The sequence below is a fragment of the Kitasatospora sp. NPDC088742 genome, assembly GCF_055584905.1.
Window position 1 is genome coordinate 21868 of sequence record NZ_JBVJLD010000062.1, and the last position, 26796, is coordinate 48663.

The following is a 26796-nucleotide window of genomic DNA, read 5'->3' on the forward strand; positions in this document are numbered from 1 at the left end:
GAAGCAGATGCGTTGCCCGCTGGCGAGCATCACCGTGCCGAGCGGCGGCGGGTCCAGCCTCGACGTCGATCCGGCCTGCTTCGCGAACAACAACACCTCGGTGCCCAACCGGGGCTTCCCCTTCAACGGCGCCGGCCTCCCGGCCCTGAACGCCGTCACCTACGTCGAGAACGCCTACCAACTGCTCGACACCGCAGGCGAGTTCTACCTCGACAGCGCGGCCGGACACGTCTACTACAAGCCGCGCGCCGGTGAGAACCTCGGCACCGCCGACGTGGAACTGCCCAAGCAGCAGACGCTGTTGAACGTGAGCGGCACCCCCGGCCACCTCGCCCCGGCCACCTCGCCCCGGTCAACGACAGCGACTCGGGGATCACCTACACCGGCTCCGGCTGGGGGTCCAACGGCGGGCGCGGGCTCGGCGACCCGCTCAACGACGTGCACGCCACCACGGCCAACGGCGATTCGGTGAGCTAGTGCCGTGCCCGGCAAGGTTTGCCCCGTCACGCCGCCCGGTGCGCACTCTCGCCGCACCGGCCAAAAGCCCGGGTAGCTCCGCTACGACGGGCCTTCGCCCGGCACGCCGATAGCACGCACCGAACGACGCGACGGGGCAAACCTTGCCGGGCACGGCACTAGACCTTCACCGGCACCGGGGTCGACGTGCTGTCGGAGGCCAACGCCGACGAGGGCGGCATCGACGTCTACGTCGACGGCAGCAAGGTGCAGAGCGTGACCGCCTTCGCCTCGTCGCGGCTCGCCCAGCAGGTCGTCGCCTCCGTCAGCGGCCTGACCAGGGGTCAGCACACCGTCAAGCTGGTGAAGACCTCCGGTTCGTACCCGGTCGTCGACGGCTTCACCGTGGTACCGGACGCGATCGCGCCCGCGCACGACATCACGTTCCGGGGCCTGACCTTCGCGTACACCACCTGGACGCTGCCCTCCACGGCCGGCTGCATCGACAACCAGGCCGGCGTGCTCTGGGACGCCACCACCCACGCCCCCACCCGCATCCCCGCCGCCGTCCAGGTGCACCGCGGCTCGCGGATCACCTTCACCGGCGTCGAGATCGCCCACACCGGCGGCACCGGCATCGACCTGGCCGGCGGCGCCCAGGCAGCGGCTGCCGATTCACAGGAGAGGTTCAGGCCTCTTCGGTAATTTCTCGGCCCCTGTGCCGAGTTGGCGGCCCGAGTGCGAACCCGTCCGTCCCGGAGTGGTGCGCCGTGTCACGAAAGGAGGGAAAGCCGTCCCGGAAGTCGCCGTCCGGAGACGGATCCGCGCCGTTCCCGTCCCCGTCCGGGGGTGATGGGTGTGGGCTGGACGGATGGAAGCGCTCAAGCGCACAGTGTGTCGTGGGCGAAGGATCATCGGGCGGGCGAAGGCTTGGCCCCGGGCCCGGCCGCTCCGGGATGTCCCTACCGTTCGGAGTGTTCCATGCGACTGTCCGCGTGCCGTGCGTCGGCCGCACTTCTCCTGCTGTCCCCACTGGTGGCGGCACCGACCGCCGTCGCCCGGAGCGCCGGGACCGTGCAGCGGGCCGAGCCCGCCCCGCTGCACCGGACCGCGGTGCCGATCCCTGACCAGTACATCGTCACGTTGAAGAAGGGTGTAGATCCGGCAGACTTCGTCCGCGGACAACTGCCGGGAGTGGTGCCGCTGTTCGTCTACTCGGCGGCGCTGAACGGCTTCGCCGCCCAGCTGGCCCCCGCCCAGGTCGACGCGGTACGGAACCGCCCGGAGACCGAGGCGGTCGAACAGGATGCCACCGCCACCGCGTTCGGCGAGGAGACCCGGGTGCCCCGGGTTCCCGCCACCACCTGGGGACTGGACCGGGTCGACCAGCAGAAGCTGCCGCTGGACGGGCAGTTCGACGTCCACGGGACCGGCAGGGGTGTCACCGTGTACGTGGTGGACACCGGAATCGACTACCAGCACGCCGAGTTCGGCGGCCGGGCGGTGCCCGGATTCGACGCGATGGGTGACGGCCGGAACGGGCAGGATTGCCAGGGCCACGGCACCCATGTCGCGGGGAGCGTGGGCGGGGCCACCTATGGGGTGGCGTCGGAGGTGTCGCTGGTCAGCGTCCGGGTGCTGGGCTGTGACGCCAGAGGCAGCTGGTCCGGGGTCATCGCCGGGTTCGACTGGGTAGCCGGGTACGCCAAGCTCCCCGCCGTGCTCGACGTTTCGCTGGGTGGCGCCTCAAGCCCCGCGGTGGACAGGGCGATCAACGCCGTCGACTACCGGAGCGTGCTGCCCGTGGTCGCGGCGGGCAACGGTGCGCAGGACGCCTGCGACGTCTCCCCGGCCGGGGCCAGGCGGACCTTCACCGTCGGGGCGACCGATGTGAACGACCGGCAGGCCGCCTTCAGCAACTTCGGCCGCTGTCTCAACATCTACGCCCCCGGCGTGAACATCCTCTCGGCCAAGCTCGGTGGCGGCGCCGTGGCCATGGACGGCACCTCGGCGGCCGGCGCACACGTGGCCGGTGTCGCCGCCCTCTACAAGGCGGAGAATCCGGACACGACCCCGAACGGTGTCGCCGACTGGCTCAACGAGCAGTCCACCAAGAACGTGCTCACGGTGAGCCCGGACTCTGCGAACGAACTGCTCAACACCGGAGATCTCTGACCGCCGGGGCACGGCTGATGCCGAGCGCCCGGAAGCCGGCAGGGGCAGGTGGACGCCGTCCGCATGTGCCTCACGGACTCGGAACCGGGCCGCGCAGGTGGACGCCCCCATGCCCGGCGCTGCCGCGCCTGCTCCAGTTGACCTCGGGTGTTCGACCAAGAGGGTGGGTCTGACGCAGAGTTGGAGAGAGGTGCTCCTGAACTGCGAGGATGCGCGTGCGACGTCGTATCCACTGCAAGAGCAGGTGCACCTCTCTGGTGAGCGAGGGCAGATGTCCGGCATTCCCGGCACTTGTCCCGAATCTGCCGTTCCCTCCCCGGTCGGGGCTTGACCTGCCCTCCGGGACGAGCAGATGGTCGGCGATCCGCCGGGGAGCGGACAGCCACGGTCACGTCGACCTCGTCCGCAGCACGGGAGCTTCTGCAAGAAGGGCGAGTACCTGGAGAGCCGGTGGCCGAGGTGCTCACGTCGGCGGCCGTCACTGTCAGATCTTGTGGGGCTGCGGGAGTGAACTGCTTGGCGCGGCTCACACCCTCCGTCTCGCCACGGATTAGGTTCGACTGCAGACGGTTTGTGGCGGCAGTCCTCGAGTGGGAGGCACGGGAGGGCGGATGTCACCCGTCCCGGTGAGAGGAGAGGGAATTGCACCTGCAGCTTGAGTCTTCGGCCGCAGCCCGGCAGTACTTCGACCCGTTTGATCCCGCACTGCACTCCGACCCCTACCTGCGCTACGCCCAGGCCCGGGAGGCGGCCGCGCTCTGCGAAGCCCCGCACGGCATGGCAGTGGTGACCCGGCACGCTGATGTGTCGGCGGCCCTGCGGGACAGCCGACTGGGCCACGGGCCGGTCACCGCGCCGAACCGGATCTTCTCCTTCCTCGGTATGGACCCGCCCGACCACGGGCCGCTGCGCCGCCTGGCCTACCGCTTCTTCAATCCCCGGGCGATCCGTGAACTGGCCCCCCGGATCGGCGTGTTCGTCGACGAGCTGCTCGATGCCGCCCTGGCCAAACAGCACGTCGACATCCTCGCGGACTTCGCCTACCCGCTCTCGCTGCGCGTGGTGTGCAGCCTCTTCGCGCTACCCGAGCAGGACCAGCCGTGGATCCGCGAACAGACCCCGCCGATCGGCAGGCTCCTCGACCCGGCCTACTCCATCAGCGATCACGATCGGGATGCCGCCCGAACGGCGGCCGCCGGCTTCGTCGCCTACCTGCGCCGTCAGATCACCGAACGACGCCGCACTCCCGGTGACGACGCGCTGAGCGCCCTGATCGCGGAGGCGGACTCCGGTCACACCCTCGCCCGGCGCGACCTGATCCCGATGTACGCGCTCCTGCTGATGGCCGGGTACGAGACGACTGCCAACATCATCGCCAACAGTGTTCACGCCTTGCTGGAGCATCCGGAGCAACTGGCGGCCGCCCGAGGCCGGGTCCGGGCCGGCCAGCTCGGCAGGCGCGCCATGGACGAGCTGCTGCGCTACGACTCCTCGATCCAGATCACGTTCCGCACCGTCCAGCGCCCCGCCGTGGTCGCCGGCACGCCGCTGCCCGAGGGCACACCGGTCGCCCTGTTGATCGGCTCCGCCAACCGTGACCCCCGTGTCTTCGCCCAGCCCGACCGGCTCGACCTGGAGCGCCTGCACAACCCGCACCTGTGTTTCGGCGCCGGCATCCACTACTGCCTCGGCGCGCCGTTGGCCCAGTTGGAAGCCCGTCTCGCCCTCGGCCGCCTGCTCACCCGGACCAGGCGGATCGAACCGTCCGCCGCCCGCCCCCGCCACAAGAACATCACCGCCGCCATCCGCGGGCTGGCCGAACTCCCGGTCACCCTCACCGCCCACTGATCACGCCCCGCCTGATCACACCGCGCGAGAACCGGACCGGACCCGCAGGTCCGGTCCGGCACGGGTTCGGCTCCGCGGTGACGAAGCGTCACCGCGGAGCGGGTCGGCTGAGCACCTTCAGGCCGGCCAGGGCCCAGTTGTCGGTCTGGTCGGTCTCGACGTCGCAGTCGGACTGCGGGGCGACCAGGGCGGTGCCCACCAGATTGCCGACGGGGACGTTCGGCACGCCCCGAACCGGCAGCACCAGGGCGGCGTCCTGGCCGACCCCGAGGGCGGGCAGGCTGCAGACCACGATCTCGGGGGTGGCGATGCTCTCGTCCGAGAGCTCGATCCGGCAGCCGTCCGGGAGCGGCTGCTCGCGGTCGACGTTGGTCCCGAACGGTGTGACCACGGTCAGCTGGACGGGGCCGATGGTCGCGTTCGGGCCGAGGTTCCCGTAGCTGAAGGTCTGCTTCGTCGTCAGGTCGGCAGACAGGACCGGTCGGTCCTGGGACAGGTACAGGCTGACCTGGTTGCCGTGCGGGAGCGGCGGGGTCGGCTGGACCAGGGTGAGCGAGGCGACGGACCAGTTGTCGTTGAGGTTCGCCTCGACGTCCGGCGAGTCGGGCGCCGGGACGACGCTCACCAGATCCGGGAGGATGCCGGTCAGCCGAGCCCGCTCGGTGACCTTCAGGGGGATCGGCAGCCTGACCGGCTGCCCCTGCTCCAGTCCGGCGGGGAGCAGGCAGTTGACCACCTCGGGCACGGTGGGGTCGAGGTTCTGGTACCGGAGGGAGCAGCCGTCCGGCAGCGGCCGGTCACGGTCGATGTTGGTGTAGGCGGGTGTCACCAGGGTGACCAGCGACTGGCCGGTGGTGCGGTCCCCGCTGTTGGAGACGGTCACGTACTGGGTACCGCTGTGGCCGGGCGCCACCGGGTCCTGCTGGGTGTCGATGGTCAGGTCGACGACGGCGGCCGGGGCGGGCTCGGTCGCTGCGGCCGAGCCGGGCAGCTGGCCGGCGGCCATCACGGCCAAGGTGGCGGCGCAGGACAGGGCCAACTGCCGAGCGGTGCGGTGCGATCGGATCACGGTGGGGTCCTCCGGAGATCGGTGCTCCGCCCATCGTTCCCGTCCCGGACCATGCTGGTGCGTGTACGGGTTGATCTCATTCGCTCGGCCCATCGAGCCCATCCGAACGGCTGGGCCCCGTCCCGGTGCGGACCGGGACGGCCTCGAAGCACCGTTCGACCAGCACGCCCCGCCACCGTAGATCCTGCTCGGGAACGGCCAGCCGCAGGCCGGGGAGGCGGGTGAACAGCACGGTCAGCGCAACCTCGGCCGCCGACCGGGCCAGGTGGGTGCCCGGGCAGTGGTGCGGTCCCCGGCCGAAGGCCAGTTGGGCACCCGCCCTGCCGCCGACTGCCAGCCGGTCGGGCTCCGGGAACCACCCCGGGTCGCGGTTGGCCGCGGCCAACGCGACCAGCACGACGGCGCCTTCGGGAATCACCGTGCCCGCGATGTCCACGGGTTCGACGGCGAAGCGCCAGGCGGAGAAGGCGAACGGGCTGGTGAGCCGCAGGAGCTCCTCGACCGCGACGGCTCCGGAGCCGGGGCCGAGGAGGGCGAGCGGATCCGAGGCGCGGATCAGCTCCACGGCGCCCACCGCGATCAGCGTCGTGGTGGGCGCGATCCCGCCGGAGAACAGCCCCCAGGCCACCGAGGTCAGTTCCTGCGCCGTCAGCTCGCCGCGCCCGCAGGCCGCCGCCAGCCTCCCGAGCAGGTCCTCGCCGGGCGAACGCCGCTGCTCGCCGAGGATGCGTGCCCAGAGCCGGAACAGCTCGACCCGGTCCCGCCGGACGGGCGCGGCCGTCGGATCGCCCGCGGTCACCATGGCCCGGGTCAGCTCGGCCAGCCGGGGGACGTGTTGCGCCGGAATTCCCAGCACCCGGGCCGTCATCCGGACGGACAGCGGCTCGGCGTAGTCCGCGACCAGATCGGCGGCCGGCCGTCGGGCCATCGCCTCGGCCAGCTCGGTGCAGATCTCCTCGACCACCGGCCGCCAGGGTAGGACGGCCGTCCGCGACAGCAGTGGAGTGAGCAGACCGCGCAGCCGGGCGTGGTCGGCGCCGTCGCTGTTGAGCAGGTGACGGCCCTCCACCGCGAACAGGTCGCCCGGGCAGCGGCGGCCCCCGAATCCCTGCTCCGGCGACCGCAGCCGGCGCAGATCGTGGGCGAGGCCGGGCGCCACCAGTGCCTGCCGCGCCTCGGCGTAGCCCGTGACCGTCCACACCACCTGTCCGCCGGGTACCAGCACGGGTTGGACCGGCGCTGCCGACCGAAGGGCCCGGAAGTCCCGGTGGGCGTCCCACCGGCTCGTGTCGCCGGCTGCCAGCCGGGGCAGGGAGGCAGGACAGGCGGATGGTGTGTCGGACATTTGCAGCGACATGGCGGCCACTCCTCGTTGGAACGGGCTACGGACGCAGCGTCATCGGCAGTGAACGCCAACCCCGCATCGTGATACGGCCGTTGCTCCCGGGGGGCCCGGCAGGTGCGAGTAGCGGGAATCGGCGGAACAGCGCGGGCAGTACCACCCCCGCCTCCATCCGGGCCAGCGCTGCCCCGAGGCAGTAGTGCGCACCGCCACCGAAGGAGAGCACCCGGCCGGAGGGGCGCCGGAGGTCGAACAGCTCGGGGTCGGGGAAGCGTTCGGGATCGCGGTGGGCGGCGCCGAGCAGGACCAGGACGTCCTGCCCGGCCTCGACGCGCAGCTCACCGGCCACGGCGTCCTGCCTGGCGACCCGGGTGAGCACCTGTGCGGGTGGGTCGAAGCGCAGCGTCTCCTCCACGGCGGCGCCCAGGGCGGCGGTGGAGCGCGCCACCGAGGCGGCCAGGGCCGGATCCGCCGTCAGTGCCCGGAGGGTGTTGTCCAGCAGGGTGACGGTCGTGTCGAACCCGGCGACCATGGCGAGAACCAGGGCAGCCTCGGCCTCGCCGTCCGCCAGCAGCCCGCGCCCCTGGGCGGCGGCCAGGCCGGAGGCCAGATCGTCGAGCGGGCGCCGCCGCCGCTCCGTCAGGAGGTCACCGAGGTAGGGGCGCAGCCGGAGCGCCGCGCGGTCGCAGCGGACCAGCGTACGGGCGTCGACCACCGGGTCCATCAGACCGAGCAGGGGCTGCACCAGGTCGTACACCACGGTGGCGTCCTCCGTCGGCACCCCGATCAGTGCGCAGGCGGTGGCGAGGGGGACCGGCAGAGTGAGCTCGCGGTGCAGGTCGGCCTCGGCGGCGTCCGCGAGGCGGTCCAGCTGACGCTCGGTCATGGCCTGCACCGACCTGCGCAGGACCTCCAGCCGACGGGGAGCGAAGGCCGCCGACATCAGCCGGCGCGTCCGGAGGTGGCCCGGCCCGTCCTGGAACAGCATCGACGAGCAGAACAGCGACATCCCGGGGCTGCTCCGCCAGCCGGGGGCACGGTGGTCGAACCAGGCGGCGTCCTTGACCCCGAACACCGGATCGCCGACCACCGCCGCGGCCTCCGCGTACCGGCTGATCACGTACGTTCCGTCAGCGGTCCGGTGGACCGGGGCCGCCTCGCGCAGCCGGGTGTACCAGGGATAGGGGTCCTGGCGCCCGGTGGTCGAGAACAGCTGCTGAAGCAGGACGTCCGGATCGAGCCCGGTACTGGTGACCACATCGTTCCCTTCGCGTCGCCCCCGGTGATCGTCGACCGTCCGGTGGGTCCTGGGCACGCGCAGCACGCGGAAGGTCACCCGTCCGGACGTCACCGAACCGCCACGAGGGCCCGCCGAGCCCCTTGCCCACGGGGCCCCGCGTCCTCCTTGACCTCGGGTGTTCAACCGGGTGGTTTGTTCTGACGCAGAGTTGGCTCGACTCAGTCGGTGATCTTGACGGAGCCGGGCTGACGAGCGTGGTCAGTGGGCAGCCTCGTCGCGACGACGACTTCGTCGGCTGGTAGCCGCGCGACGGGCTGCCGGGTCTGTCGCCCGGCCAGTTGGCCACGGTAAGCGTGCTGCAGTTCCTGTTCGGCCTGTCCGACCGTGCTGCTGCGGAGGCCGGGCGGTGCCGGATCGACCTCAAGTACGTACTCGTGCCTGGACCCGGACGATTCCGGCTTCCACCTCAGCGTGCTGTCCGACTTCCGGGAGCGGTTCACCGAAGACGATCGCGCCGACCGCCTCCTCGATCTCGCGAGGGCCCGCGATCTGAGTACGAAGGTTGTGGTCGATCCGGTCGGTTGGCCCTTGACGGGCTGCCGGGGCTGTCGCAGGTCGCACCGCCGGGCGAGGTTGCTGCGCCGATGGATGCCCTGGGGCGGATTGGTTGCCCCGGGATGTCTGGCGGCCATGGTCTGTACCGGTTGGTGGCAGGCCGCCCACACCGGTCCGTGCTGCCCGTCCCGATCGGACCGGGCCACCAGCGCCCTTCCTGTGCCCGGGAGGGCGCCCCGCACGCACCCCCCCCCGCAGCCTCCCTGCTCCCGGCGCGCTCAACCCCCTCGTGCTCTGATGACGTTTCCGCAGGTCAGAAGGGCATCTGACCTGCGGAAACGTTGAGAGATCGAACTGCGTCTCCGCAGGTCAGAGGTACCCCTACAGGTCGTAGTTCTGATCGAACATGCCTCTGAGCTGCGGAAACGTAGGCCTCAGGGAAGATCATTTCACAACCAGTGCACACGCGGCGCCCTTGACGATGAGACGCAACGAGAAGCGCCGAGCGGCGCCGAGTAGGCGGCCGCGCCGTCCAGGTCGGTTGCTACACAGTGCCACCGAGTGGCGGCGAGGACAGCGGGCCGAACTGGCGCGGTTCCCCGGACCGCATGGATGTCGCGGTCCTTGGCCTGACCGAGCTGGCCGACCCCGACCAACTGGCCGCGCTTGCCACCGGCTCGCTTGACGGGCGACTCACCCAGGGGCATTGCATGTTCGAGATCGGTCCGGTTCGCCGGTCTTGTGATGTGATGTCATGTCTCGTTCTGGGGATGGTTGTTCCCCGGAAAGCAGTGCAGGCACGGTGCCGAAAGCTCACCATCGAACGGGTCTACCTGATCACTAGCCTGGACACCTACGATGCCACCGCCGTCCAGCTCGCCACCTGGATCAGGGGCCACTGGGGCATCGAGAACCTCCTGCACCACGTCCGAGACCGGACCTTCCGCGAGGACGACTCCAAAGTCCGCACCGGCCACCTGCCCCGCACCATGGCCGGCCTGCGCAACCTCGCCATCGGCATCTTCCGCCAGAACGGCCACACCAACATCGCCCCTGCCCTCCGCCACACCGGCCGCGACCACACCCGACCCCTGCGAATCCTCGGCCTCACGTGATCAATCCGGACAGACCGCAACCATGCAATGCCCCTGAGATACATACGGCGTTCCCTCGGCGGCCATTCATGATCCCTAAGCTCACGCCCCGTGAAGAACATGAAGAAGACGATCGTGTTGCTCGCCTTGATAATGAGCTACTTCCCGCTGACCCCGACGGCGTTCGCGGCGGCCAAGTCGCCCGCACAGGTAGCGGCCAAGTCGCCCGCGCAGGTAGCCGAGGACTGCGCCGACCCGAGGCCCACGCAGGCCGGGGACATCATCTACTGGGACCCCGAGTGCTACCTCACCTTCAAAAGCAGCAAGCAAGTATGGGGCGAGGCCACCATGCCCGACACGCTCGGCAGTGGGAAGAGCCCCATCGCCTACGGCTGCACCAGTAGCGGCAGCGTGAGCGTCGCCGGAACCAAGAGCTCCTCCACCAGCTTCTCCTTCGGCCTCGACATCGGCGGGAAGAAGAAGTTCGGTGACTGGGAGGCCTCCGTCGGGCCCAAGCTCGGTTGGAGCTGGACCTGGAGCACCAGCGACACCCACACGCACACCGCCGCGGTCCCCCTGGGCAGCGTCGGCTGGATCGAGGTCAAGGAGCCGCTGATCGAGGCGGTCGTCGACATCGATGCCCGCTACGACGGCAACAAGAACGAGCTCGTCAAGAACGCGGTCGTCCGGGTGCCGGACACCAGCCGGTCCTTCGCCTGGTTGTATCAGAGCCGCAAGATGACCGACACGGAGCTGAGGGACATCTGCGGGCAGGACCCGCCGACCACCAAGACCTACGACATGTGGTCGGCCGGTGGCAAGGCTCCCTACAAGAACCTGCTGAGCGGCAAGTGCCTGGCCATCGGCCCCACCGTCCCCAACGGCGGGCTCGTGGTGCAGCGTACCTGCGACGGCGGGGCCGCGCAGAAATGGAACGCCGTCAAGGCGAGCAACGGCTATTTCACCATCCGCAACAACAACGGCTACTGCCTCACAGTCCCCTACAACAACGGCACCCCGCCCGGCCAGAACACCCAGCTCATGTGGTGGGGCTGCGAGACCCGCTGGGACTCGGGCAACCAGCTCTGGTCGGTCAACCCGACCAAGATCAGCGGTACCTACACCTTCGCCAACCAGTGGACGGGGCTCTGTCTCGCGCCGCACTCCAGTGAGATGACCAAGAACGGCGGCCGGGTGACCATCCGCAAGTGCGCGTAGCGGGATCAGTTGACCCCTCCGATCGTCGAACTCGCCTCGCTTCGGCAAGCGGTGGTGGAAGGCAGGCGGAATACGGTCCGCGGTGGTGTGCGCCGCCGAGTCGCGGGTGCGGGCGCCGAGCACCGCCTGGGCGGTTCACTCAGGCGACCACTGCGGGGCTCTCGACGGTGCTGCTGACCTCCGCGCCGGCCGGAATACCGATCAGCCGCCCGTTGAACCGGCGCGGCCCGATGATGGCAGGCTCCGCTGCTTGGCGGGCACAGGTGACACCTCGCCTGATGGCGCAGTGCCGGTAAGAGATCGAACCTGCCGGGCCGGGAGCCGCGAGCTATGGCTACTGAGAGTAGCGAGATGGCGTACTCCCCAATGCTGGCAGGGGCAAGAAGGCGTCATGGCGAGTTCGATCTACCCCTGCTCATTTCACACTCATTTCACATCGCGAGCCCCAGAGGTACTGCAGCCGACCCCCCCGCGACGCGTTTCCGCAGGTCAGGACCCTGCCTGACCTGCGGAAACGATGAGAGATCAAACTGCGTTTCCGCAGGTCAGAGGGGGGTCCTACAGGTCGTAGTACAGCTCGAACTCGTGCGGGTGCGGGCGGAGCGCGATCGGGGCGATCTCGTGGGTGCGCTTGTAGTCGATCCAGGTCTCGATCAGGTCCGGGGTGAAGACGCCGCCGGCCAGCAGGTACTCGTGGTCGGCCTCCAGGGCGTCGAGGACGGCGCCGAGGGAGTTGGGGACCTGGGGGACGGAGGCGTGCTCGTCGGGGGCCAGCTCGTAGAGGTCCTTGTCGACGGGCTCGAGGGGCTCGATCTTGTTCTTGATGCCGTCCAGGCCGGCCATCAGCATGGCGGCGAAGGCCAGGTACGGGTTGGAGGCCGGGTCGGGCGCGCGGAACTCGATGCGCTTGGCCTTGGCGTTGGAGCCGGTGATCGGGATGCGGATCGCGGCGGAGCGGTTGCGCTGGGAGTAGACCAGGTTGACCGGTGCCTCGAAGCCGGGGACCAGGCGGTGGTAGGAGTTCACCGAGGGGTTGGTGAACGCGAGCAGCGAGGCGGCGTGCTTGAGGATGCCGCCGATGTAGTAGCGGGCGGTGTCGGAGAGGCCGGCGTAGCCCTGCTCGTCGTAGAAGAGCGGGGAGCCCTCGGTCCACAGGGACTGGTGGACGTGCATGCCGGAGCCGTTGTCGCCGAAGATCGGCTTGGGCATGAAGGTGGCGGTCTTGCCGTTCCGCCAGGCCACGTTCTTGATGATGTACTTGAACAGCATCAGGTCGTCGGCGGAGTGCAGCAGGGTGTTGAACTTGTAGTTGATCTCGGCCTGCCCGGCGGTGCCCACCTCGTGGTGCTGGCGCTCCACCTCCAGCCCGGCGGCGGCGAGTTCGAGGGACATCTCGGCGCGCAGGTCGGCGAAGTGGTCGACCGGCGGGGTGGGGAAGTAGCCGCCCTTGTACTTGACCTTGTAGCCGCGCACGTCACCGGTCTCGGAGCCGGAGTTCCAGGCGCCGGCCTCGGAGTCGATGTGGTAGTACGAGGCGTTGGCGCTGGTCTCGAAGCGGACCGAGTCGAAGACGTAGAACTCGGCCTCGGGCCCGAAGTAGGCGGTGTCGGCAATGCCGGAGGAGGCCAGGTAGGCCTCGGCCTTGCGGGCGACGTTGCGCGGGTCGCGGCTGTAGGCCTCGCCGGTGATCGGGTCCTGGATGAAGAAGTTGATGTTGAGGTGCTTCTCCTTGCGGAACGGGTCCAGCCGGGCGGTGGCCAGGTCCGGGACGAGCGCCATGTCGGACTCGTGGATGGCCTGGAAACCGCGGATCGACGAGCCGTCGAACATCAGGGTCTCGGACGGGTCGAAGGTCGCCGCTGGCACGGAGAAGTGCTGCATGACGCCCGGCAGGTCGCAGAACCTCACGTCGACGAACTTGATGTCGTTCTCCGCGATGTACTGCTTGACCTCGGCGGCGTTGTTGAACATCCATCCTCCTCAGCGAGCGTGTTTTAGGGGTCAACCCTAGGAATCGGCCGTTTCTGGCCGGTGACCCCATCGTTTCCTGAATGTTAACCGGCCTGCTCAAGGGGGAGTCAAAGGCGTACGGTTCCGGGCAAAACACCACCTGGGGACGGCGCCTGCCCGACAAGTGGTCCAGACCATTCGCAGGAGGCCGTCGGAAGCGATTCACCCGCTCGGGGGGAGGGGCTCGAAGATCGCCGGGACTGCCCGGATAGTGTGGATTCGTGGACACCAGAGAAGCGTTGGGATCGTGGATCGACGGACCGAAGGCCGCCGCCGAGAAGATGGGCGCCGACTTCGGATACCGGGGTGAGCGCCTCGGCCTGCCCAAGGAGGGCTCCGGCTCGCTGGCCGGTCCGGGCCGCCGGCTCGGCGCGCTGTGCGTGGACAGCTGGCTGTGCAGCCTGATCTCGTTCGGGCTGATCGCCAAGGGCGACCCGGGCACGGCCAACCTGTGGACCATGCCGCTGCTCTACGTCATCACCGTGCTGCTGCTCTCCACCACCGGCACGACCGTCGGCAAGCGGCTGTTCGGCCTTCGGGTGATCCGGCTGGACGGCGGCCGGGCGAGCATCCCTCAGGTGCTGCTGCGCACCCTGCTGCTCTGTCTGGTGATCCCGGCGGCGGTCTGGGACCGCGACACCCGGGGCCTGCACGACAAGGCCGTGCGCACCGTCGAGGTGCGGATCTGAGTCCGGCCGCGCACCAGCGGCGCAAGTGAACGGCCCCGCCGCGAGAGTCTCGCGACGGGGCCGTGGTGTCGGTGGGGGAGCGGTCAGCGGACCTGGCCGCCCTTGGGCATCCGGGCGCCCTTGGGCATCGGGCCCTTGGGGATCGGGGCCTTGGAGAGCAGGTCGCCCAGCGCGCGCAGGCGGTCGTTGGTCTCGGTGACCTGGCCCGGGGTGATGGAGCGCGGCAGGCGCATCAGGTGCACCTGGAGCTTCTTCAGCGGCACCTCGCCCTCGCCGTTGCCCACCACGATGTCGTGCACCGGGATGTCGCCGACCACGCGGGCCATCTTCTTCTTCTCGGAGGCCAGCAGGGCACGCACCCGGTTCGGGTTGCCCTCGCCGATCAGCGCGATGCCGGGGCGGCCGATCGCCCGGTAGACGGCGTCCTGGTTGCGGGTGACCGCGACCGGGGTCGGGTTGGCGTTCCAGCCGCGACGGATGTTGTTCAGCACGGCCGCGACGGCGCCCGGCTGACCCTCCATCTGGCCGAACGCGGCACGCTCGGCGCGTCGTCCGAAGACGATCGCCATGGCCAGGAAGGCCACGATGAAGCCGAGGATGCCCAGGTAGATCGGGTGGTCGATCGCAAAGCCGATGGCGAGGAACACGCCGAAGGTGAGCAGACCGATGGCCGCGATGATCAGGCCGATCTTGGTGTCGACCTTCTTGGTCATGGTGTACGCCTGGCGGATCTGCTTGAGCCGCCCAGGGGTTTCGGATGTTTGCCTCGCCATAATGCTCATGGTACGTGGCGGGAGCACGGGATATCCAAGGGCGCCCCCAAACTGCAACCCGGACGCGCCCCCGACAGGTGCTCGACGGCCACCCCACGACCGCCCAGGTCAGGCGTGGCGGCGCTGTACGTCGGCCTCGGCCGGGAAGAGCCCGGCCACCTCGGCGCGGTCCGCGGCGTGCTGCCGGTTCTCCACGACGGCCGACCAGGCGTTGCGGCGGGCCCTCAGCTGGCCGCCGGCCAGCAGCACCCGCTCGGTGCGACGCAGTGCGTAAACCAGGACTCCGGTCTTCTTCTGCATGCTCACAGCCTCCCCCTCCTGTGTTGCCGGACGGTGACCGAACGGTCAAAGCCCGATGAAAAGCCGTCGGAAAAGGCCGGAGGCCGGGGCGCCCGCCCCGGCCTCCGCCCTACGTCCGATCAGACCGCCGCGCGCTCGCGGTGCTCCAGCGCCTGCCGGTACAGCCGCCCGGCGCGGTACGAGGAGCGGACCAGCGGGCCCGACATGACGCCGGCGAAGCCCAGCTCCTCGGCCTCCTGCTGGAGCTCGACGAACTCGTGCGGCTTGACCCAGCGCTCGACGGGGTGGTGCCGCACCGAGGGGCGCAGGTACTGGGTGATGGTGATCAGCTCGCAGCCGGCCCCGACCAGGTCGGCCAGCGCCTGGCTGACCTCCTCGCGGGTCTCGCCCATGCCCAGGATCAGGTTGGACTTGGTGACCAGCCCGGCCGCGCGGGCCTGGGTGATGACGTCCAGCGAGCGCTCGTAGCGGAAGGCCGGGCGGATCCGCTTGAAGATCCGCGGCACCGTCTCGACGTTGTGCGCGAGCACCTCGGGGCGGGAGGAGAAGACCTCGGCCAGCTGCTCGGGGACGGCGTTGAAGTCCGGGATGAGCAGCTCGACGCCGGTGCGGCCGGTCTCGCGGCCGGCGGTCAGCGCGTGCACCTGGCGGACGGTCTCGGCGTACAGCCAGGCGCCGCCGTCGGGCAGGTCGTCACGGGCGACACCGGTGATGGTGGCGTAGTTGAGGTCCATCGTGACGATGGACTCGGCGACCCGGCGCGGCTCGTCCCGGTCGAAGTCGGCGGGCTTGCCGGTGTCGATCTGGCAGAAGTCGCAGCGGCGGGTGCACTGGTCACCGCCGATGAGGAAGGTGGCCTCGCGGTCCTCCCAGCACTCGAAGATGTTGGGGCAGCCGGCCTCCTGGCAGACCGTGTGCAGCCCCTCCTTCTTCACCAGCGACTGGAGGGCGTTGTACTCGGGCCCCATCTTGGCTCGGGTCTTGATCCACTCGGGCTTCCGCTCGATGGGGGTCTCGCTGTTGCGGACCTCCAGGCGGAGGAGCTTCCTGCCGTCGGGCGCGACAGCGGACACGTGCGACTCCTAGAACTAGACGGGGTACCCCTAGGGTACGCCTGTGCTTGTGCGGGTTTCACCGGGCGCAGGCCCTGTATTCGCAGGGACGACAGCGCGTGACGGGCGGGCGGCATTCCCGCCCGGAAGGTACCGATACGGGACCTCAGCGGGCCAGGGCGGGCTCCGGGAGCTCGGCCAGCACCTCGCGCAGGTGCCGCTCCACCACCGGCAGGGCCGGGGCGACGCCGAAGTCGCGGCCCAGTTCGGAACTGATCGAACCGACCCCGGCGTCCCGGATCCCGCAGGGCACGATCCGGTCGAACCATGTCATGTCGGGGTCGCAGTTGAGCGCGAAGCCGTGCATCGTGACGCCCCGGGCGACCCGGACGCCGATCGCCGCCAGCTTGCGGTCGTCGCCGCGCTGGCCCGCGTTGGAGGGCGCGTACTCGGGGCCGGCCAGCCGGGGGTCGATGCCGAGCGGCAGGCCCATCCGCAGGGTCAGCTTGCCGATCTCGACCACCTCGGACGGGTCCACCACCGCGCCCGGGATCTCCTCGCCGAGCTTCCAGACGCCGCTGCGGCCCTCGATCCGGGTGGTGGCGATGCCGAGCTCGCCGCAGGCGCGGATCAGCGCCTCCTCCAGCCGGCGGACGTACGCGACCACGTCGATCGGGTCCGGCAGCTTCACGATCGGGTAGCCGACCAGCTGGCCGGGGCCGTGCCAGGTGATCTCGCCGCCCCGGTTGACCTGCACCACGGGGGTGCCGTCGAGGGGGTAGTCCTCGGGGTTGGTGCGCTTGCCGGCGGTGTACACCGGCTGGTGCTCCAGCAGCAGCACGGTGTCGGGGATCTCGTCGGCCACCCGGAGCGCGTGCAGCCGCTGCTGCTCGGCCCAGGCCTCTTCGTAGGGGACCGAGCGCTCGCCTATGCCCATGTGCACGAACCGTACGTGCTCGCTCACCGCTGCTCCTTGCCAGGCGTCAAAACCGACCACGCCACTGTACGCCTGCGCGAATTAGGTCATCCCGGGGGCGCGAGGAACTGCGCGCAGGGGAACGGCAGCACGTGCAACTGGCCGACGTGCCCCGACCTGACACCGGGCCGCCTTCCGCTTCGCGCAGTTCCCCGTGCCCCTGAGCGCCGTGGGCGGTCAGTCGCCTGCCAAGAGCTGGAGGCGGAGTGCGAGCTGGAGCTCCAGGCTGCGTTCGGGGTGGTTCCAGTCCGGGCCGAGCAGCACCTCGACGCGGTCGAGGCGTTGGACGACGGTGTTGACGTGCACGTGGAGCTCGTCCTTGGCGCGGGTGAGGCTGCCGCCGCAGTCGAAGTACGAGCGCAGGGTGCGGACCAGCTCCGTGCCGCGCCGTGCGTCGTAGTCGAGCAGCGGCCCGAGCGTGGCCCGGACGAAGGCGGCCACGTCGTGCCCGTCGCCGAGCAGGACGCCCAGGAAGCCGAGGTCGGCCGCGGAGGCGCCGTCCCCCTCGCGGCCGAGCACCCGCAGGGCACGCACGCACCGCAGCCCCTCCCCGTACGCGGCGGCCAGCTCCACCGGCCCGGCCGCGATCCGGCCGGCGCCGACCGTCACCGGCGTGCCGGTCAGCCGGGCCAGGCGTTCGGCGGCCTGGGCGGCGGCCTCGCCCGGGCTCGGTGACCCTTCGTCAGGGAGCAGCAGCACCACGGCCTCGCCGTGTTCGGCGCTCAGGCCGCGCGCGCCGAAGAGGTAGCGGGCGGCGGCCCCGGCCAGCCGGGCCCGGTCGGCGGGCGGGGCGGCCGGTGGGGCGGCGGCGACCAGCACCAGGTGCGGGCGGCCGAGGTCCACGCCGAGGCGGCGGCCGCGGGCCACCAGGCCGGCCGGGTCGCGGCCGGGGGCGGTGAGCAGGTCGGCGACCAGTTCGCCGCGGACCCGGTTCTCGGCCTCGGCGACGGAGCGCCGCAGGAGCAGCAGCAGAGCGGTGACCACCCCGGCCCGCTCGAAGAGCCTGCGGTCGGCGTCGTCCAGCCCGGGGCGGCCGAGCAGCACGATGGCGCCGAGCGGTTCCTGGCCGGCCAGCACCACGCAGATCCAGGCGTCGCCGTGGCGGACCGCGCGCCCCTCGGCGCGTGAGGCGGCGGCGAGCTCCGACAGTCCGTCAGGCCCCGGCGCGCGCCCCGACAGTACGAGCCCCTCGGCGTCGTACACGCCCACCTCGCCGCCGAGCAGGGCGGCCACGGCGGCGGCCACGTCCGGGACCTCCGCGCCGCGCAGCACCAGGTCGGTGAGCCGGTCGTGGGCCCGTTCGGCGCGCTGGACGGCCTCGGAGTGGGCCTGGATGACGGCGTTGGCGGCGTTCAGCTCGGCCAGTGCGGCCCGGGTCTCGGCCAGCGAGTTGGCGGTGTCCAGGGCGATGGCGGCGTGCGCGGCCAGGGTGCAGAGCAGCGCCACCTCGTCGGGGGAGAAGGCCCGGGCCGAGCGGTCGGCGGCGAACAGCACGCCGATCACCTGGCCGCCGAGCAGCAGCGGCACGCCGATGATGGCGACCAGGCCCTCGTCCAGCACGCCGGCGTCGATGGTGCCGGTGTGGTGGAAGCGTTCGTCGGTCCGGTAGTCGGGGCTCGCGTACGGGCGGGCGGTCTGCGCGACCAGGCCGCCGAGGCCGTCGCCGAGGCTGAGCCGCAGGTTCTGGAAGAGCGCGGAGACGGAGCCGTCGGTGACCCGCATGTAGGTGTCCCCGGCGGCCCGGTCCGGCAGGGTCAGGTAGGCGGTGTCGGTGCCGAGCAGCATCCGGGCCCGGCGGACGATCGCCTGGAGGACGGAGTCCAGGTCCCGGGAGGCGGCCAGGTCCCCGGCGGTGTCGAAGAGGGCCGTCAGTTCGGCCTCCCGGCGCCGGTGCTGACGGAGCGTCCGGTGCACCCGCAGGGCCAGCCAGGTGGCGTCGTCGATCTCGGCCAGCACCGCGCCCGGGGCACCCCGGCGGCGGGCCTCGGCGAGCACCTCGCCGAAGTCCTCGGTGGCGGCGCCGGAGGCGAGCAGGTCGAGCAGCCGCCGGAGGGCGGCGGCGCTGGTGGGGAGGGGCGGGTCGTCCATGGTGCGGGCCATCGTGCCAGTTCTCTGCCGGGTGCGGAACGGCCGGTACCGAAGGGGTACCGGCCGTTCGGAGGTCAGACCTTCGCCAGGGCGGGGGCCTCGTCGCTGCCGACCTCGGCGAGGTCGCGGCCGCGGGTCTCCCGGGCGCACAGCACCGCGACCACGGTGATCACCGCGGCGATCGCCACATAGACCGAGATCGGGGTGGAGCTGCCGTAGTCCTTGAGCAGCGCGGTGGCGATCAGCGGCGCCGGGGCGCCGGCCGCCACCGAGGCGAACTGGGCGCCGATGGAGGCACCGGAGTACCGCATCCGGGTGGCGAACAGCTCGGAGAAGAAGGCCGCCTGCGGGGCGTACATCATCGAGTGGAACACCAGGCCGACGGTGATCGCGAGCAGCAGCGAGCCGAAGCTCTTGGTGTCCACCAGCCCGAAGAAGACGAAGGCCCAGACGCCGACCCCGACCGCGCCGACCAGGTAGACCGGCCTGCGGCCGACCCGGTCGGAGAGCGCCCCGAAGACCGGGATCAGCGCGAACTGGATGGCCGAGGCGATCAGCACCGCGTTCAGCGCGGTCTGCTTGGGCAGGTGCACGTGGCCGACCGCGTAGGCCAGCACGAAGGTGGTCATCACGTAGTAGGAGATGTTCTCCGCCATCCGCGCGCCCACCGCGGTGAGCACCTCGCGCCAGTGGTGGCGCAGCACCGCGACCAGCGGCGGCTGCTCGGGCGCCTGTGCCCTGCGGGCCTCGCTGGCGGCCAGCGCCTGCTTGAACAGCGGGGACTCGTCCACCGCCAGCCGGATCCACAGGCCGACCATCACCAGCAGCGCGGAGAGCAGGAACGGCACCCGCCAGCCCCAGGCGACGAAGGCCTCGTCCGGCAGCACGGCGGTCATCAGCGAGAGCACGCCGGCCGCCAGCAGGTTGCCCGCGGGGGCCCCGCCCTGCGGCCAGGAGGCCCAGAAGCCGCGCCGCTTCGCGTCCCCGTGCTCGGAGACCAGCAGCACCGCGCCGCCCCACTCGCCGCCGAGCGCGAAGCCCTGCACCAGGCGCAGCGCGGTCAGCAACAGCGGTGCGGCGACGCCGACCTGATGGTACGTCGGCAGCGCGCCGATCAGGGTGGTGGAGCCGCCCATCAGCAGCAGGCTCAGCACCAGCAGCTTCTTGCGGCCGATCCGGTCGCCGAAGTGGCCGAAGACCAGCGCGCCGAGCGGGCGGGCGGCGAAGCCGATGGCGTAGGTGAGGAAGGAGAGCAGGGTGCCGGTCAGCGGGTCGCTGTTCGGGAAGAAGACCTTGTTGAAGACCAGCGCGGCGGCCGTTCCGTACAAGAAGTAGTCATACCACTCGATAGTGGTACCTATCAGGCTGGCGCCGACGACCTTCTTGAGGGAGGCGCCGGTCGTTCTCGCGGCGTCGGGAGAACTGGGCATGCGTCACCACTTCTGCGGGAGATGGAGTCTGGGGGGAGTGCGGGGCTGACGGGGGATCAGTGTGCGGTCCAGCCGCCGTCCACCGGGAGGGAGGCCCCGGTGATGTAGGAGGCGGTCGGGGAGCAGAGCCAGAGGGCGAGCTGGGCCACCTCGTCGGGCTCGATCAGGCGCTTGACCGCGGTGCGTTCGAGCATGATCTGCTCCACCACCTCGTCCTCGTGGATGCCGTGGGCCAGCGCCTGGGCGGCGATCTGCTTCTCCACCAGGGCGGTGCGGACGTAGGCGGGGTTGATGCAGTTGCTGGTGACGCCGTACGGGGCGCCCTCCAGGGCGACGGTCTTGCTCAGGCCCTCCAGGCCGTGCTTGGCCGTCACGTAGGCGGACTTGAAGGGGCTGGCCCGCAGGCCGTGCACCGAGGAGATGTTGACGACCCGTCCCCACTCCCGCTCGTACATGTGCGGCAGGGTGCGGCGCAGGATCCGGAACGGCGCCTCCACCATCACCCGCTGGATCAGCGCGAAGCGGTCCGGCGGGAACTCGTGCACCGGCGCGACGTGCTGGAGGCCCGCGTTGTTGACGACGATGTCGGCGTCGTCCGGCAGCGCGTCCACCGCCGCCGGGTCGCCGAGGTCGGCGACCACCGGGACGCCGCCGATCCGCGCGGCGAGCTCCTCGGCCGCGGCGGCGGCCAGGTCGACGACGTAGACCCGGGCGCCGGCCGCCGCGAAGACCTCGGCGCAGGCCCGGCCGATGCCCGAGGCGGCGCCGGTGACCAGTGCCGTACGGCCGTCCAGCGGCCGGGCTGAAATGGTGTCCATGGCCGAGAACGGTAGGAAGTGGCGGCCCTCGCTCCTATGTGCCGGAGCCACACAGGGTGGCGCGGTGGCGTGGTGGTCGAAACCAGGTGGTCCATACGGCGACAGGCTCGGTCCAAGCCAAACGCCGACCGCCGCACCTTCCCTACAACGGGCGCCATTGCATCACCCGTTCGGAGGATTGCCCGCCCAGATCCACCCATAGCGGCGAAATGCTCGCTACATTCGCGCCGATTCCCGACAGGGGGCGCACCTCCAGACAGGTGGGGGCTGGTGGGGCGCTCGAGAGGTGTGACAGATATGCCCCAACGGCCTGCGACCGACAGCCCGGCGTACGGACAGCTGGACCCGCACGATCCGCACGACCCGCACCTCGACGATCCGCACGAGCGGGCCGCCGGGGACGAGGCGCTGCCCGGGGACCGGGCCCGCGCCGCTGACACCGCCTCAGGGGACCGGACCCAGAACCCACGCCTCGCCGCACTGATCGAGGAGGCCGGCTTCTCGCACGCCGGGCTGGCCCGGCGGGTCGACCAACTCGGCCTGGAGCACGGCCTCGACCTCCGCTACGACAAGACCTCGGTCACCCGGTGGCTGCGCGGCCAGCAGCCCCGCGGCGCCACCCCCGCGCTGATCGCCGAGGTCTTCACCCGCCGCCTGGGCCGACGGCTCACCGCCCAGGACATCGGCCTGGACGCCTGCGCCCCGGTCTACGCCGGGCTGGAGTTCGCCGAGTCGCCGCAGGAGGCGGTGGACATCGTCGCCTCCATGTGGCGCAAGGACACCGGCCTCCAGTCCGAGCTGCGCCGGATCGCCTTCACCCCGGCCGGCCTGGTGGTGCCCAGCCGGGACTGGCTGATCGGCCGCACCGACGAGCGGGTGGCCCGCGACGGTTCGGTGCCCGGCCTGCCCGACGCACCGTCAGCGGCCCGCCCCGCTCCGGCCGCCGCGCGCGGTACGGTGCCGCCCGCACGCGGCGGTGCCGTCCCCCGGGTACCCGGACGGGTGCCCGCCCAGAGTCGCGGCGGGCTGCCGCCGATCAGCGACCAGGAGGCCCGCGAGCAGCGCCCGCCGCTCCGGGTCGGCCGGGGCGACATCGCCGCCATCCGCGCCGTCGGGGACCTCTTCCGCGCCCTGGACCACGCCTACGGCGGCGGCCACGCCCGGCAGGCCCTGGTGCGCTACCTGGAGAGCGAGGCCGAGCCGATGCTGCGCGGCCGGTACGGCGAGCAGATCGGCCGGGCCCTGTTCGGCGCCGTCGCCGACCTGACCAGACTGGCCGGCTGGACCTCCTTCGACATCGCCGCCCACGGTCTGGCCCAGCGCTACTTCGTCCAGGCGCTACGGCTCTCCCAGGCCGCGGGGGACCGCGTGCTCGGCGGCTACGTGCTCACCACCATGAGCCAGCAGGCCGTCCACCTCGGCCACGGCCGGGAGGCGATCCAGCTGGCCCGGGTCGCCCAGCAGGGCGTCGGCACCGCCGCCGCGCCCACCGTGCAGGCCCTGATGCACGCCGCCGAGGCCCGCGGCCACGCCCTGCTCGGCGACGTCCGGGCCTGCACCACCGCCCTGGTGCGCTGCGAACGGGCCCTCGGCATCGCCCGCCCCAGTGACGAACTCCCCTCCTGGGCCCGCTACTTCGACGAGGCCCAGCTGGCCGACGAGTTCGCCCACTGCTACCGCGACCTCCAGCAGTGGCGCCCCGCCGCCCAGCACGCCGAGAAGTCCCTGCGGCTGCGCACCCCGGCCTTCGCCCGCAGCCGCATCCTCTGCCGCCTGGTGCTGGCGAGCTCCCGCCTAGGACTCGGCGAGGTGGACGAGGCCTGCGGCCTGGCCACCGAGGCCCTCCGCGCGGCCGGCGAGATGCGCTCCGCCCGCACCGTGGAGTACCTCCGCGACTTCCACCGCCGCCTCACCCCGTACCGCGCCGGCCAGGCCGCCCGCGCCTTCGACGAGGCCGCCCGCCAGGCGGGGGTGATCTGACCGGGCGTCAGGGCCGGGTGCCGCACGCCGCAGGCCCCGACCGGGGGGGAGGGTCGGGGCCTGCGGGATGGGAAGGGCGAGCCTGACCGGTGTGGGGGAGTCCTGGCGGTCTCGCCGTGGTCGGTGGGGCCGGGGAAGGGGTGGAGCACCCGTGCGGACGGGCCGGTGCAGAGGAGCCGGTGCGGTGCTGCCATGCGGTCGGGACGGGGCGCTGTGGTGGCGCTGGGCGTCAGGCCTGGTCGCGCGGGCGGCCGGTGTCGCGGAGGAGCCGGTCCGGTGCCGCGTGCCAGAGCGGGACCACGGGTATCGGGTACGCGGGCGGAGCGGGGGCGTGCGCGACGGCGGGCGGCACCGCCTCGGTGCTGTGGGTGGCGAGGATCGCCGTGCCGTCGGATGCCATGTACCGACGGTAGGGCCGTGCGCCGGGGCGCCGCCCGGTAGCCAGTGGCACTCTGTCAGCTCCGGCCGCGCACCTCACCAGCTCTCGGCCCGCACCCGTGGACCCAGGGCCGGCGGGGGCGGGGTGCCCTGCCCCCGCAGCCGCTGGGCGAGCAGCGGGAAGAGCAGGACCGAGAGCATCCCGGCCCCCACCAGCGCCGCCGCGGTGGAGGAGGGCAGGTGCCCGTCCTGCACCTCGATGGTGGTGATCACCACGACCAGCGGCAGCGCGGTGGCGCCGAACAGGCCGAGCGCCGCCCGCTCCCGCCGGTGCAGTTCGGGAGGGGCGAGCAGGGCGGCCGGCACCCCGCGCAGCACCAGCAGGAGCAGCAGGAAGACCGGGACCAGCAGCAGCGTGCCGGGGTCGTCCAGCAGGGCGGCGAGGTCGAAGTTCATCCCGCTCACCACGAAGAACACCGGCACCAGGAAGCCGAAGCCGATGCTCTCCAGCTTGGCCTCGATCACCTCCTCCTCGGCCTCCGGCACCTCGGACAGCAGCAGCTTGGAGATGATCCCGGCGGTGAACGCGCCCAGCAGCATGTCCAGGCTCAGCCAGATCGCCGTTCCCACCATGACGGCCAGCACCAGGATCACCAGACGGATCGCGAACTGGCCGGAGGTGCGGAGCGTCCGGCGGATCAGCCGGGCCGCCCAGGCCGGGCGCGGGCGCCGCGCGTAGGCCAGGGCCGCGACGGTGATCAGCGCGAAGGCGGCCAGGATCACCGCAGACCTCGCGGGCGTGTTGCCGCTCAGCAGCACCGCGATGGCCACGATCGGGCCGAACTCGCCGACCGCCCCGGTGGCCATCGTCATCGACCCGAACGACGTCGGCAGCGCACCCGAGTCGCGCAGGATCGGCAGGATGGTGCCGAGCGCGGTGGTGGTGAGCGCGAGGCCGGCGAAGGCGCCGTCCAGGGGATCCCGGTTCACCAGGGCGCCGAAGCCGAGCGCCAGCGCGACGGTGACCAGCCACGCGGCGACCGCGCGTTTGAGCGGGCCGCCGCGCAGCTTGCCGAAGTCGATCTCGTACCCGGCCAGGAACATCAGCATCGCCAGGCCGAACTGCGACAGCGCGTCCACCAGGTCGCCGACCTCGGCCCAGTTGAGCACGTCGGGCCCGATCAGCACCCCGAGCACGATCTCGAACACCACGGTCGGGACGGCCAGCCAGCGTTGTACCCGGTCCGCCAGCAGCGGAGCGGCGACGGCACAGGCCGGGATCAGCACCAGCGCGACGGCATCGGCGTCCTCGGCCGTCATGGGCGATATGCCCGACTCTGAGTCATATCGTCATCCTGGCACGGGGCCTGGCGAAATCGGGTGAGGCCGGGGGCGCGAGGCTCTGCCGATTTGCGGCTCCGCCGCGGGGCGCGGGTCGGAAGGCGGCTCACCCGCAACTCGCGCACCGTCAGCCAGTTGCAGGTGCTGCCGTTCCCCCGCGCGCCCGCGCCCCTGGTGGCGCAGCCAGGTACGCCTGCGCAGCCGTCAGGCGGCCTCCGCCGCGCGGGCCGTGACCGGGAGGCCGAGGTCGCGCAGGACGGCGTGGGCGGCGCGGCGGGCGGAGACCAGGGCGCCCTGGACGGTGCTGGTGTCGCGGTGGTCGCCGCAGACGTAGAGCCCCGCGACGACCCGGACCGGCCGTCGGAGGTTGTGCGGCGGCGGCATCGCCGGTACCGCGTCCGGGAGGTGCCGCACCGTCAGGAACTCCCACCCCGAGGCCTCCGCCCCGTACAGCTCGGCGAGGCGTCGCCGCAGCACCGGCTCGTACCCGCTCGCCCCGCCGTGGTCGAAGTGCCGGCCGCCGAGCACGGTGGTGGCGATCAGGGCCCGCCCCGCCGGGGCGTACGCCTCGGAGACGTCGCTGAGCACCAATGAGTGCGAGAGCACCGCCCGTCCGCCCGGCCGGTCCCCGTCGAGCAGCAGGACGGGCTCGCCCAGCGGCGAGCGGTCGGCCGCGTGGTAGTAGGTGGTGACGGGGTGGAAGCCGGGCAGCCGCAGCCCCGGGAGGAGCTCCGAGGCCGAGCGGGCGTCGGTGGCGAGCACCACCGCGCGGGCGGCGATCCGGCCGTGGGCGGCGGTCTCGACGCCGTCGGCGGAGACCGAGGTGACCCGGACGCCGAGCCGGACGGTGCCGGCCGGCAGGCCCTCGGCGAGCTGTTCGGGGACGGCGGCCAGCCCGGCCGCCGGAAGACAGAGACGGCCGCGCGCGTAGGAGCGCAGCACCAGATCGGCGACCCGGCTGCTGGTGCCGAGCTCCGGATCGCTCAGCAGCGCGCCGAGCAGGGGCCGCAGCAGGCCGTCCACGGTGCGCGGGGAGTGGCCCCGGTCGGCCAGGGCGCGGGCGGCGGTGGTCTCCGGGCGGGCCAGCAGCCGGGAGGCCGGGGTGGCGGCGAGCCGGCCGAGGGCGGAGGAGAGCCGGGCCCGGTCCAGCGGACTGCCGAACGGGCCGCGCACGCTCGCCGTCCTGGCGGCGCCCTGCGGGTCCCCGAACCGGTGCCGGCGGCCGGCGCTGTGCACCAGGACGCCGGGCGCGAGCGGTCGCAGCTCCAGCCGGTCCAGGTCGAGCCGCCGCCCGGGCTCCGGGAAGTCGGTGTTGAGCAGTTGGCCGCCGTGGTCGAGCCGGAAGCCGTCCAAGGTGTCTGCGGCCAGCCGGCCGCCGAGCCGTTCGGTGGCCTCCAGGACCTGGACGGTGAGGCCCTGGCCGGTCAGCGAACGGGCGGTGGCCAGTCCGGCGAGTCCGGCGCCGACCACGATCACGTCCGGGTCGGTCCGGCGGCGGGTGCGGCGGTTGAAGTCGTGTGCGGGCACGGGTGTGCTCCCTCCCCTGGTCCCGGGGCTGCGGCCGGGCAGGCCGCAGGGTGCCGGGACACGGTCCGGGAAGGTGATGCCCCGTCAGTCGACGGATCAGGCTGCGACTTGGGTTCGAATCCGGGGGAGTGGGGACAGAGGGCGGGGCACGGTCACGGAGCGTGCGCCGGAAGGGCGCATCGGACGGGTTCATGGGCGCGTTCCGTCACCGGGGGCGCGCGATGCGCTGCACCAGTGCTGCGGTGCGCCCCCTGCGACCACCGTCCCGTGACCTGCCCGCACACCCGGAACCACCACGACCGGAGTCCCTCCCACCGCAAGCGACCGGCCCCGCACGGGGTACTAGGGCCTGTTTCAGAAGTGGATCAAGGTCATGCGATGATCTTGATCCATGGCTCGGGGAGATCTGACGGACGCCCAGTGGGCAGTGCTGGAAC

General features: G+C 71.8%; 22 protein-coding genes. 8 read left to right on the top strand and 14 right to left on the bottom strand.

The features are described from left to right. Positions 1-7: 7 nt before the first annotated feature. The 4 genes from ACZ6ZR_RS34040 to ACZ6ZR_RS34055 all read left to right on the top strand — a co-directional run bounded on the left by ACZ6ZR_RS34040 (position 8) and on the right by ACZ6ZR_RS34055 (position 4479). Positions 8-472 carry a hypothetical protein gene (locus ACZ6ZR_RS34040; protein ID WP_465649098.1) on the top strand — a complete coding sequence of 155 codons (465 nt, stop codon included), beginning with the start codon at positions 8-10 and terminating at the stop codon, positions 470-472. A 191-nt stretch (positions 473-663) separates the two neighbouring features. After that, positions 664-1161: a hypothetical protein gene (locus tag ACZ6ZR_RS34045; protein WP_465649100.1), complete on the top strand. Its 498-nt coding sequence runs from the start codon at positions 664-666 to the stop codon at positions 1159-1161. A 276-nt stretch (positions 1162-1437) separates the two neighbouring features. Next, entirely contained in the window at positions 1438-2631 is a 1194-nt protein-coding gene (locus ACZ6ZR_RS34050) for a S8 family peptidase (protein ID WP_465649102.1), read from the top strand. Between the two features lie 642 nt (positions 2632-3273). Next, positions 3274-4479 (top strand): cytochrome P450, encoded by a 1206-nt coding sequence (locus tag ACZ6ZR_RS34055; protein WP_465649104.1) that lies wholly within the window; start codon positions 3274-3276, stop codon positions 4477-4479. Positions 4480-4567: 88 nt separating this feature from the next. Here the strand turns inward: ACZ6ZR_RS34055 and ACZ6ZR_RS34060 are convergent, their stop codons facing one another. The 3 genes from ACZ6ZR_RS34060 to ACZ6ZR_RS34070 form a co-directional block, all read right to left on the bottom strand. Further along, positions 4568-5548, bottom strand: a complete 981-nt coding sequence (locus tag ACZ6ZR_RS34060; RefSeq protein WP_465649106.1) for a hypothetical protein — start codon at positions 5546-5548, stop codon at positions 4568-4570. Positions 5549-5624: 76 nt separating this feature from the next. Next, positions 5625-6749, bottom strand: a complete 1125-nt coding sequence (locus ACZ6ZR_RS34065) for a cytochrome P450 (RefSeq protein WP_465649108.1) — start codon at positions 6747-6749, stop codon at positions 5625-5627. Positions 6750-6930: 181 nt separating this feature from the next. Next, positions 6931-8148 (bottom strand): cytochrome P450, encoded by a 1218-nt coding sequence (locus ACZ6ZR_RS34070; RefSeq protein WP_465649110.1) that lies wholly within the window; start codon positions 8146-8148, stop codon positions 6931-6933. 1145 nt (positions 8149-9293) lie between these two features. Here ACZ6ZR_RS34070 and ACZ6ZR_RS34075 point away from each other — a divergent pair. After that, positions 9294-9800, top strand: a complete 507-nt coding sequence (locus tag ACZ6ZR_RS34075; protein ID WP_465649112.1) for a transposase — start codon at positions 9294-9296, stop codon at positions 9798-9800. A 99-nt stretch (positions 9801-9899) separates the two neighbouring features. Beyond that, complete coding sequence (locus ACZ6ZR_RS34080) at positions 9900-10997, top strand: RICIN domain-containing protein (RefSeq protein ID WP_465649114.1); 1098 nt, start codon at positions 9900-9902, stop codon at positions 10995-10997. Positions 10998-11555: 558 nt separating this feature from the next. Here the strand turns inward: ACZ6ZR_RS34080 and glnA are convergent. After that, complete coding sequence (glnA, locus tag ACZ6ZR_RS34085; RefSeq protein ID WP_465649116.1) at positions 11556-12968, bottom strand: type I glutamate--ammonia ligase; 1413 nt, start codon at positions 12966-12968, stop codon at positions 11556-11558. Positions 12969-13228: 260 nt separating this feature from the next. Between glnA and ACZ6ZR_RS34090 the strand changes: the two genes are divergently transcribed. Further along, on the top strand, positions 13229-13696 hold the full coding sequence (locus ACZ6ZR_RS34090; protein ID WP_465649118.1) for an RDD family protein: 468 nt from the start codon (positions 13229-13231) through the stop codon (positions 13694-13696). An 83-nt stretch (positions 13697-13779) separates the two neighbouring features. Here the strand turns inward: ACZ6ZR_RS34090 and ACZ6ZR_RS34095 are convergent, their stop codons facing one another. The 7 genes from ACZ6ZR_RS34095 to ACZ6ZR_RS34125 all read right to left on the bottom strand — a co-directional run bounded on the left by ACZ6ZR_RS34095 (position 13780) and on the right by ACZ6ZR_RS34125 (position 21133). Further along, positions 13780-14469 carry a DUF4191 domain-containing protein gene (locus tag ACZ6ZR_RS34095; RefSeq protein ID WP_465649120.1) on the bottom strand — a complete coding sequence of 230 codons (690 nt, stop codon included), beginning with the start codon at positions 14467-14469 and terminating at the stop codon, positions 13780-13782. Positions 14470-14577: 108 nt separating this feature from the next. After that, positions 14578-14769 carry an SCO2195 family GlnR-regulated protein gene (locus ACZ6ZR_RS34100; protein ID WP_465649122.1) on the bottom strand — a complete coding sequence of 64 codons (192 nt, stop codon included), beginning with the start codon at positions 14767-14769 and terminating at the stop codon, positions 14578-14580. Between the two features lie 119 nt (positions 14770-14888). Then, on the bottom strand, positions 14889-15842 hold the full coding sequence (locus ACZ6ZR_RS34105; RefSeq protein ID WP_465649124.1) for a lipoyl synthase: 954 nt from the start codon (positions 15840-15842) through the stop codon (positions 14889-14891). 145 nt (positions 15843-15987) lie between these two features. Next, positions 15988-16758 carry a lipoyl(octanoyl) transferase LipB gene (lipB, locus tag ACZ6ZR_RS34110; protein ID WP_465649142.1) on the bottom strand — a complete coding sequence of 257 codons (771 nt, stop codon included), beginning with the start codon at positions 16756-16758 and terminating at the stop codon, positions 15988-15990. Between the two features lie 216 nt (positions 16759-16974). Then, positions 16975-18897: a helix-turn-helix domain-containing protein gene (locus tag ACZ6ZR_RS34115; protein WP_465649126.1), complete on the bottom strand. Its 1923-nt coding sequence runs from the start codon at positions 18895-18897 to the stop codon at positions 16975-16977. A gap of 62 nt (positions 18898-18959) precedes the next feature. After that, the gene (locus ACZ6ZR_RS34120; protein WP_465649128.1) at positions 18960-20315 is read right to left on the bottom strand and encodes an MFS transporter; all 1356 of its coding nucleotides are present in this window, start codon (positions 20313-20315) and stop codon (positions 18960-18962) included. Between the two features lie 56 nt (positions 20316-20371). After that, on the bottom strand, positions 20372-21133 hold the full coding sequence (locus ACZ6ZR_RS34125) for a 3-hydroxybutyrate dehydrogenase (RefSeq protein WP_465649130.1): 762 nt from the start codon (positions 21131-21133) through the stop codon (positions 20372-20374). Between the two features lie 297 nt (positions 21134-21430). On the opposite strand from ACZ6ZR_RS34125, the gene ACZ6ZR_RS34130 reads away from it, so the two are divergent. Further along, positions 21431-23113: a regulator gene (locus ACZ6ZR_RS34130; RefSeq protein WP_465649132.1), complete on the top strand. Its 1683-nt coding sequence runs from the start codon at positions 21431-21433 to the stop codon at positions 23111-23113. Between the two features lie 229 nt (positions 23114-23342). On the opposite strand, the gene ACZ6ZR_RS34135 is transcribed toward ACZ6ZR_RS34130, so the two are convergent. The 3 genes from ACZ6ZR_RS34135 to ACZ6ZR_RS34145 all read right to left on the bottom strand — a co-directional run bounded on the left by ACZ6ZR_RS34135 (position 23343) and on the right by ACZ6ZR_RS34145 (position 26359). After that, positions 23343-23513, bottom strand: coding sequence for a hypothetical protein (locus ACZ6ZR_RS34135; protein WP_465649134.1), 171 nt, complete (start codon positions 23511-23513; stop codon positions 23343-23345). Positions 23514-23587: 74 nt separating this feature from the next. Continuing rightward, positions 23588-24811, bottom strand: coding sequence for a cation:proton antiporter (locus ACZ6ZR_RS34140; protein WP_465649136.1), 1224 nt, complete (start codon positions 24809-24811; stop codon positions 23588-23590). A gap of 225 nt (positions 24812-25036) precedes the next feature. Continuing rightward, positions 25037-26359, bottom strand: a complete 1323-nt coding sequence (locus tag ACZ6ZR_RS34145) for an NAD(P)/FAD-dependent oxidoreductase (protein WP_465649138.1) — start codon at positions 26357-26359, stop codon at positions 25037-25039. Between the last annotated feature and the right edge of the window lie 437 nt (positions 26360-26796).